Here is a 9,227-nt window from a genome sequence, read left to right as displayed (position 1 = left end):
AACCCGATCGTGGTAGCCTCTGACACGGACGCCTCCCTCAGTGGTGCTTCAACACCGCCACTCTGGCACATCGATGCCGTCGGGGGGCGTCCACCCCATCAGACCCGTTCGCCTCGAGTAGCCGTCGAGCCTGTCGAGACGGCGTATCGAGAGGTCAGCGCTCGCGGCTCTCTCGATACGGGCTCTCGACAAGCTCGATCCCTACTCGAGACGAACGGAAAATATGGGAATGTCGCTCCGACCGACCTCAGCCGATCGCGGCGACCCGGTTGGCGCGATCGCGCCGCTGCGCCGCGTCCATCGCGTCGGTCTCCGTCGCGTCGAGCAAGTGGCCGATCACCCGCCCCAGATGGCGCCGCATTGCCGCGCGCGCGCCTTCGGCATCGCCCGCGACGATCGCTTCTAGGATCGCGCGATGGTCCTCGATCCGCGGCTTCTCGCCCGCCTTGCGCGCGCGATCGAGCACCGCGACGCACAGCGGAGAGCGATGGCGCACGTCCCACAGCGTCTCGACCGTCAGCACCATCGCGTCGTTGGCGGTCGCGCGGGCGATCTGCCGGTGGAAATCGCGATCGGCGAACTCGTCGGGGCTGTCGGTCGCGTTCTCGGCGATCATCCGCTCTAGGGTGTCGCGCAGCGCCGCGACGTCGGCCTCGCTGCGGGTGAGGGCGGCGAGCGCCGCGCACTCGCCCTCGATCAGCCGCCGCGCCTCGATCAGCTCGAACGCGCCGATGTCGAGGTCGGGCGACTGGAGCCGTTGTGGCGCTTCGGCGGTGACGTAGACGCCCGATCCGCGCCGCGCCTCGACCAGCCCGACGATCTCCATGCCGATCACCGCCTCGCGCACCGTCAGCCGGCTCACCGCGAACCGCTCGACCAGCTCGCGCTCGGTCGGCAGCCGGTCCCCCGGCGCGAACCGGCCGGCGGCGATGTCCGCCTGCAGCGCGTCGATGATCGCTCGATAGAGTTTCGGTCCGGTCTTCGTCACGCCGCGCTCCTGTCCGCAGCCGGTCTAGGCAGCGGAGACCCGGCTGTCATGCGGAGTCGGATTCCAGTGCCGCTTCCAGGAATGGCGCCAGCGATTTCTCAGACCGTCACGCCCTGCTTCCACAGCGCGATCTCGCGCTCGCCGTTGCGCTCGGCGCGGGTCTCGGCGCCGGAGGCGGTGGCGATCACCAGGTCGAGCAGCCGCCCGGTCACGGCGTCGGCCGCCTCGCCGTCGAGCAGCGGCCCGGCGTCGAAGTCGATCCACCCCGGCTTGCGCTCGGCGAGCGCCGAGTTGGACGCGATCTTGAGCGTCGGCGCGGGGAAGCCCATCGGTGTGCCGCGGCCGGTGGTGAACAGGATCACGGTCGCCCCGGCAGCGGTGAGCGCGGTCGACGACACCGCGTCGTTGCCCGGCGCCTCCAGCAGCACAAGCCCGTGGCGCCGCACCCGCTCGCCATAGCGCAGCACGTCGACGACGGGCGCGCGCCCCGCCTTCTGCACCGCGCCCAGCGATTTCTCGTCGAGGGTGGTGATCCCGCCCGCCTTGTTGCCCGGCGACGGGTTCTCGTAGACCGGCTGGCCGTGGGCGATGAAATAGCCCTTGAAGTCCTCCACCAGCGTGCGGATTTCGTCGAACACCGCCTCGTCGGCGGCGCGCGCCATCAGGATGCGCTCGGCGCCGAAGATCTCGGGGATCTCGGTGAGCACCGGGGTGCCGCCGGCGTTGGCGACCGCGTCGGCGACGCGGCCGACCAGCGGGTTGGCCGACACGCCCGAAAACCCGTCCGAGCCGCCGCACTTGAGCCCGAGTACCAGCTCCGACAGCGGCACCGGCTCGCGACGGTCCTGCTCGGCCAGCGCGACCAACTCCTCGATCATCGCGAGGCCGGTCTCGTACTCGTCGCTCACCATCTGGGTGGTGAAGGCGCGCAGCCGGTTGCGGTCGAGGCCGGGCGCTGCGGCGAGCAGCGCGTCCATCTGGTTGTTCTCGCACCCCAGCCCGATCAGCAGCACGCCGCCGGCGTTGGGATGCTGCGCCAGACTGGCGATCATCGTCCGCGTGTGGTCGAGGTCGTCGCCCAGCTGCGAGCAGCCATAGGGGTGGGGAAAGGCGTGGATGCCGTCGACGCGCCCGGCGAACCGCTGGCTGGCGCGCTCCGCCAGCCGCCGCGCCGTCGCGCCGACGCAGCCGACGGTGCACAGGATCCAGATCTCGTTGCGCGTGCCCACCGCGCCGTTCGCCCGGCGATAGCCGTCGAAGTGGCGGGGCGCCGCCGGCACCGCCGCAGCCGCCGGAGCGGGCGCATAGGCATAGTCCTGCGCTTCTTCGAGGAGCGTGCGGACGTTGTGGGTGTGGACGTGCGCACCGGCGGGGATGTCGGCCGTGGCGCGGCCGATCGGCCAGCCAAACTTCACCACCTCCGCACCCGCCGCGATCGGGGACACCGCCAGCTTGTGCCCCTTGGGGATCGCCTCGCCCAGCGTCAGCGCGGCGGTGCCGATGCGGACGCGCTCGCCCGCGGCAAGATCGCGCAGCGCGGTGGCGACGGCGTCGCGGGGATCGACCCGCAGCGCGGCGTCGGCGGGGTCGGGAAGGGGCATCGGCTACATCCGGCTGAGAAAGTCCTCAGATAACTTTGCCGATGCCGCCGCACAAGGGCGGCGGGCCATGCGCAGCGATGCCGCGGCGGTCAGGACGCGGACGGCGTCTTCTGCGGCATGCGGATGCGTTCGTCGGCGCGGTCGATCGCGGTGAGCAGGTTGTCGAACTCGCGGCTGTCGTCGAGCCGGTAGATCCGCTGGAATCCCTGGCCCAGCACGGCCAAGTCGCGCTCGGTGAGCAGGCCGACGGCGACGATGCGATCGGTGCCGGTCATGGCACGTCCACCCGCAATCGGGGCGAGGAGGCGCGCTGCGACGCCGGCAGCGGATCGTCTTGGGTGGGGACTTGGCGCATCGTGTCGAACTCCGTCAGCTTGGGCTAGACAAACCGCCTGCACGCCGATCGGGTCCCTCGGTCGATCCGTTTTCATGCCGTTTCGCGCGCAGCTTCGGGGCCTTGTCCGCCGCCCGGACCGGCCGAAGCCGCCTGCGGCGGCGCCCGTGTGCCGGCCACCCGCGGGAAAGAAGAACCGAAATACTCGCGATCGAAACTGCTTCGACGCGCAATGTGGGTCAGTCTAGGCATCTTAATAGTTTGTAAAACCCTGGATTTCACCTTTGGGTCCGAGCAGCGGACGCAAGATCCGTGTGGGGGCGGACCTTGAAAGGGGACGCAAGGATGAAACTATTGGGTGGAGCCGGGACCAGCGTCCTGGCGATTGCACGGACGTTGGCGCCGGTCATGGCGGTCGGGATCGGCGTTGCCGGTGCCGAGGGCGCTGCGGCACAGAGCATCTGCCTGCCGCTGATCGGCGGCGGCATCAACTGCGCACCGGATCCGCAGGGCGATCCGGCCGCACCGCTGCCGCTGCCGGCGATCATCGACGCACTGGACGGCGACGGGCTGAACGTCACCTCCGACGGAACGATCCTGGCGAACCTGTCGAGCATCACCACGCGGGGCGACGGCGCCACCGGTGCGCTGCTGCGCGCGGTCGACGGCGTGGTGTTCACGGTCGACGATCTGGTCTCGACGATCAGCGACAACGCGCCGGGCATCGATATCGAAGGCGGCAGCATCGACGTCGACCTGGGCGATGTGCTCACCCGCGGCGTGTCGTCGAACGGCGTGCAACTGGTCTCGCTCGACGGTCCCACGACGCTGAACGCGGACCTGATCGACACCACCGGCAATCTGTCGACCGCCGCGCTGGTGCGTGCTGCCGGCGACATCAACCTCGACGTCGGCGTGCTGCGGACGCAGGGCGGCCAGGCACTCGGCCTCGACCTCGCGACCGATCCGGCCGCCTGCGTGCTGCTGGGCACCGGCGGCTGCGACGTCACCGCGGCCGCCGACGAGATCACCACCAACGGCTTCGGCGGCATCGGCGCGCTGGTCTCGGCGGCGACGGGCGTCACGACGCTCGACGTCGACGTGCTCCAGACCGGCGGCGACGAGGCGGCCGGGATCGACCTGCGCACCGACCCCACCGCCTGCGCGACGCTCGGCGTCGGCGCCTGCGACCAGAACTTCACCGTCAACGACCTGCGCACCAACGGGCTCGATTCGATCGGCGCGATCGTCCGCGCCGCCGGCAACGTCACCGGCAGCATCGGCGTGTTGCGCACCAACGGCGACGATGCCGTGGGGCTCGACCTCGTCACCGATCCCGACGCCTGCGTGACGCTGGGGGCCGGCGCCTGCGGCAACGCCTTTTCCATCGGCGAGCTCACCACCCGCGGCAACGGCGCGGTCGGCGTCCTGGCACGCGTCGTCGGACCGACCACGCTGAACCTGGGGCTGCTGGAGACGCTGGGCGAGGCCGCCACCGGCATCGAGCTCTCCGCCGATCCCACCGCCTGCGCGCTGATCGGGGCGGGGGCGTGCGACGTGACCCTCGGCGCGGACCGGATCACGACGCAGGGCAACGGTGCGCTCGGCGCGCTGATCGACGCCCCCGGCAACATCATCGCCAACATCGGCGCACTGTCTACCGCCGGCAACGACGCCACCGGGCTGGGCATCGTGCTCGATCCGACAGTGTGCCTGGTGCTCGGCCCGGGGGCGTGCAGCGTCGCCGCCGATGTCGGGGACGTCGACACCGGCGGCGACAACTCGCCCGGCGTCGACGTGGATGCCGGCGACAGCGATACGCCCGTCGACGTGGATGCCGGGGACATCGATACCGGCGGCGATGCCTCGCCGGGCGTCGATATCGAGACCGGCGGCTCGGTCGACGTCGACACCGGCGACATCACCACCGGCGGCGACGACTCGCCTGGCGTGATCGTGGACGGCGGCGCCGGTCCGATCGCGGTCGATACCGGCGACATCGACACGGGCGGCACGAACTCGCCGGGCGTAGACATCACCGGCGAGGGGCCGATCGACGTAGGTACCGGCGACATTCACACCGGCGGCGACGGCTCGACCGGCGTGATCGTCGACGGCGGCGACGGGCCGATCGGCGTCGATACCGGCGACATCGACACCGATGGCGACGGCTCGGCAGGCGTCGACGTCGGCGGAACGGGGCCGATCGACGTGGACACCGGCGATATCGACACCGATGGTGACGGTTCGACCGGGGTGATCGTCGATGGCGGCCTGGGGCCGATCACCGTCGACACCGGGGACATCGATACCGGTGGCGCCGATGCGCCGGGCGTCGACGTCAGCGGCGAAGGCCCGATCGACGTGGGCACCGGCAACATCCACACCGGCGGCGAGGGATCGACCGGCGTGATCGTGGATGGCGGCGAAGGCGCGATCGGCGTCGACACCGGCGACATCGACACCGACGGCGACGGGTCGGCGGGGGTCGACGTCACCGGCGAAGGGCCGATCCGCGTCGGCACCGGCGCGATCGACACGGCAGGCGACGGCTCGACCGGCGTCGCCGTCGGCGGCGGCGCGGGTCCGGTCGACGTGAGCACCGGTCCGATCACCACGGTCGGGGAGGATGCGAGCGGGATCGACGTCGACACCACCGTCGGCAACCAGACGATCGTCGCCGGCCCGATCACCGCCACCGGTCCGGGCTCCGACGGCATCACCGGCGACGCGAGCGGTTGCGCCAGCGTCGACATCACCGCCACCGGCCCGATCCGCGCCGCCGGCCGCGGCATCCACGCCGCGAGCACCTGCGACGTGCACGTCGCCACGCTCGACGGCGCCTCGGTCACCGGCGGCACCGTCGGCATCGACGTGGCGAGCGGCACCGGCGCGACCGTCGACATCGGCGACAGCGTCGCCAGCGCGACGGGGCCGGCGATCAACGCCGACGGCGCCGCCGCGCGGGTGACGATCGCCGACACCGGCACCGTCACCGGCCGGGTCGACCTGACCGACGCTGCCGACACGCTGGTCAACTACGGCCGGTTCGAGGCGGTCGGCGACAGCGACTTCGGCGCGGGCGACGACGGGTTCGAGAACAACGCCACCCTCGCGGTCCGTCCCGACGGCACCACCGCCGGCACGGTGCGGTTCAGCCGGCTGGAGCGCTTCACCAACCGAGGGCTGGTCGAGATGCGCAACGGCGTCGCCGGCGACGTGCTCGCCGTGTCGGGCAGCTACGTCGGCAGCGGTGCCGGCACGCTGGGCCTGGACGTCTCGATCAGCGCGGCGGGCTCGACCGCCGACCGGCTCGAGATCGGTGGTGCCGCCACCGGCAGCACCACCATCGCGACCGACCTGCTGACCGGCAACGGCGGCATCCTGGTCGACGATCTGGTGCTGGTGTCGGCGGGGGCGGGCAGCAGTGCCGACGCCTTCGGCCTCGCGGCCGACGACGTCTCGGTCGGGCTGGTCCGCTACGCGCTGGTGTTCGACCCGGCGGACTCCACCTATGCGCTGTTCGGCACGCCGAACGCGCAGGCGGTGGAACTGCTCGAAGCGGTCGAGGGCGCGCGCCAGATCGGCTATCGCAGCAACGACGCCTGGTCCGGCCACATGCAGCAGCTGCGCGACGGCCGCAGCGGTGCCGGGGCCGAGACGCCCGAGCGCGGATCGGCGCTGTGGGGGCAGATGTTCGGATCGGTCGACAAGCGTTCGGACCGGCAGGACTTCACCGCCTTCGGCCAGACGCAGACCGTCGTGCTCGACCATCGCCAGGACTTCTTCGGCGGCCAGGCGGGCTACGACTTCGCCGGCGGATCGGGGGACGGCGGCTTCCTGTTCGGCGTCACCGGCGGCTACGCCAATTCGACGGTGAGCTTCCGCGCGAATGCCGATCGCTTCACCTACGACTCCGCCAACGTCGGCGTCTACGGCAGCGTCAACGTTGGTCCCTTCTTCCTCAACGGCCTCGCCAAATACGAGCATCACTGGATGCGCGCGGTGCTGCCGGGCGCCGGGGTGCGCGAGAAGATCGACGGCGACGGCTATGGCGGCAAGGCGGAGGCGGGCTTGCGCTTCGGCGGCGGCAGCTTCTTCGTCGAGCCGGCGGTGTCGATCGAGTATGTCCGCACCAGCCTCGACGATCTGGTGTCGGGGCCGAGCACGATCGCCTTCGCCGACGGCGACGGGCTGCGCGGCAAGGCGGGCGCGCGGATCGGCACCGATCAGGACTGGGGCGATGCCAAGGCGAGCTTCTACCTGCGCGGGGCGGTGGTCCACGAGTTCGAGGGCCGCAACCGCATGACCTTCGCCGACGGCGGCAATTCGCTCGACTTCGACCTCAACCGGCTGGGCACCTATGGCCAGGCGGCGGTCGGCTTCACCGTCGCGACGGCGGGCCGCGTGAGCGGCTTCGTCGAGGCGACCGGCGATTGGAGCGACGACTATAAGGGCGGCGGCGCGCGCGGCGGGATCAGCATCCGCTTCTGACGATCTGCCCTTCCTAGGCGGGCTGCCTCTCTCCCCCCCACCCCGGCAGCCCGCCCCTTTTTTGACCGTTGTTCGGCCCGGAACCGCCGGTTCCTCCCGCTCCTTGCGGGAGCGAAACGGCCCGTGCGGCGTTATGGGAATGCAAAACCTAGAGGAGATACGGGTGCGCGTCGGATTTATCGGTTCCTCGCTGCTGGCGCTGTCGCTCGCGCTGTCCGCCTGCAACGTCAACACGGCTCCTTCCAACCAGACAGACGCCGGCGACACCGCCCAGCCGGCGGCATGGTCCCAATCCACCGCCAACCAGCTTCGCGACGCGCTGAACAAGCGCGCGGCGCACGGCCTCGACAAGATGCCGTTCGACGTCTCCGGCGAACCGGGAAGCGCCGACGGCGATGCCGCGCTCACCAAGACGGCGCTCGCCTACGCCGCTGCGCTGGCGCATGGCGCGACCGATCCGACCAAGCTCTACGACGTCTACACCGTGCCGCGTCCGAACGCCGATCTGCGGCCCGGGCTCGCCCAGGCGCTGCAGCAGGGCAAGCTCGGCGAGTGGCTCGAGAGCCTGGCGCCGCAGGACGCCAACTACGGCAAGCTGTCCCAGGCGTATCTCGCGCTGCGCAAGCAGGGCGAGGGCGCCACGCCGGCGATCCCCGACAAGGGCGAGCCGCTCAAGCCGGGTTCCACCGACGCGCGCATTCCCATGATCGCCAGCCAGCTGGTCGCCGCCGACTATCTCGATCGTGGCGCGGCGGGCGGCAACGCCTACAGCCCGGCGATGGTCGCCGCGGTCAAGCGGATGCAGGCCGACTACGGCATCAAGCCCGACGGCGTGATCGGCAGCGACGCGCTCGCCATCCTCAACCTGTCCGATGCCGACCGTGCGCGTGCGATCGCGGTCAACATGGAGCGGTTGCGCTGGCTCGAGCGGACGCCGCCGGGCACCCGCATCGACGTCAACCTGGCGGCGGCGCGGCTGAGCTACTGGCGCGACGGCAAGATCGTCGACAGCCGCAAGGTGGTGGTCGGCGAGCCCGACCGCGAGACGCCGCAGCTGGGCTCGCCCATCTTCCGGCTGGTGGCCAACCCGACCTGGACCGTTCCGCGCTCGATCCAGGAGAAGGAGATCGCCGGCAAGGGATCGGACTATCTGCGCCGCAACAACATGGCGTGGGAGGACGGCTGGATCGTCCAGCAGCCGGGCCCGAAGAACTCGCTCGGCCTGGTCAAGTTCGACATGCAGAACGAGCACGCCATCTATCTGCACGACACCCCGGCCAAGCCGCTGTTCCAGGAAGTGCAGCGCCAGCGCAGCCACGGCTGCGTGCGTGTCGAGGACGCGCTGGGCTTCGCCGAGATGCTCGCCAAGGACGAGGGCGTGACCGACGAGTGGCACAAGGCGCGCGGCACCGGCAAGGAGACGTTCGTCAAGCTGCCGCGCCAGATCCCGGTGCGGATGCTCTACCAGACTGTGCTGTTCGACGACGCCGGCCAGCCGGTGATCCGCAACGATCCGTACGGCTGGAACGACCGCGTCGCGCAGGCGCTGGGTCTCGGCACCACCACCAACTACCGCGTCAAGCCCGAGGGCGCCGACGTCGGTCCGTAAGAGAACGGGGGCCGGGCAACCGGCCCCGTTCCTCGGCGACGCTGGGCATTTCCACCGTGTTCCCCCTGTGCGGGAGCACGGTGAACGCCCCCCCCCATCGTCATGCTGACGAAAGTCAGCATGTGGATTCACATTCGAAGTGCAACAGTTGGAATGCCTCGGCGGGGGTACGGAAGCCGAGGCACTTTCTGGGGGTGTTGT

The 9,227-nt window shown here is 70.8% G+C and carries 5 protein-coding genes; 2 read left to right on the top strand and 3 right to left on the bottom strand.

Going from position 1 to position 9,227, the window contains the following annotated elements; all coding sequences use genetic code 11:
* Window positions 1–247 precede the first annotated feature (247 nt).
* From ACBY01_RS16890 to ACBY01_RS16880, 3 genes are all read right to left on the bottom strand, one after another.
* Window positions 248–988 (bottom strand): FadR/GntR family transcriptional regulator, encoded by a 741-nt coding sequence (locus ACBY01_RS16890; RefSeq protein WP_416462157.1) that lies wholly within the window; start codon window positions 986–988, stop codon window positions 248–250.
* A 98-nt stretch (window positions 989–1,086) separates the two neighbouring features.
* On the bottom strand, window positions 1,087–2,589 hold the full coding sequence (locus ACBY01_RS16885) for a UxaA family hydrolase (protein WP_416462156.1): 1,503 nt from the start codon (window positions 2,587–2,589) through the stop codon (window positions 1,087–1,089).
* 89 nt (window positions 2,590–2,678) lie between these two features.
* Window positions 2,679–2,864 (bottom strand): hypothetical protein, encoded by a 186-nt coding sequence (locus ACBY01_RS16880; RefSeq protein ID WP_416462155.1) that lies wholly within the window; start codon window positions 2,862–2,864, stop codon window positions 2,679–2,681.
* Window positions 2,865–3,319: 455 nt separating this feature from the next.
* Here ACBY01_RS16880 and ACBY01_RS16875 point away from each other — a divergent pair, with 455 nt between their 5' ends.
* Together ACBY01_RS16875 and ACBY01_RS16870 are read left to right on the top strand one after the other, a co-directional pair.
* Entirely contained in the window at window positions 3,320–7,417 is a 4,098-nt protein-coding gene (locus ACBY01_RS16875; RefSeq protein WP_416462154.1) for an autotransporter outer membrane beta-barrel domain-containing protein, read from the top strand.
* Window positions 7,418–7,580: 163 nt separating this feature from the next.
* Complete coding sequence (locus ACBY01_RS16870) at window positions 7,581–9,026, top strand: L,D-transpeptidase family protein (protein WP_416462153.1); 1,446 nt, start codon at window positions 7,581–7,583, stop codon at window positions 9,024–9,026.
* Window positions 9,027–9,227: the final 201 nt, after the last annotated feature.

Source organism: Sphingomonas mangrovi (assembly GCF_047975845.1).
Lineage (GTDB): Bacteria > Pseudomonadota > Alphaproteobacteria > Sphingomonadales > Sphingomonadaceae > Sphingomonas.
The sequence above is the reverse complement of the archived record's forward strand: the minus strand, read 5'-3'. Positions and strand labels throughout refer to the sequence as shown.

Bases quoted from the DNA above. Each gene is read 5' to 3' on its own strand.
- ACBY01_RS16885 (WP_416462156.1), bottom strand. From the start codon at position 2,589: ATGCCCCTTCCCGACCCCGCCGACGCCGCGCTGCGGGTCGATCCCCGC.
- ACBY01_RS16880 (WP_416462155.1), bottom strand. From the start codon at position 2,864: ATGACCGGCACCGATCGCATCGTCGCCGTCGGCCTGCTCACCGAGCGC.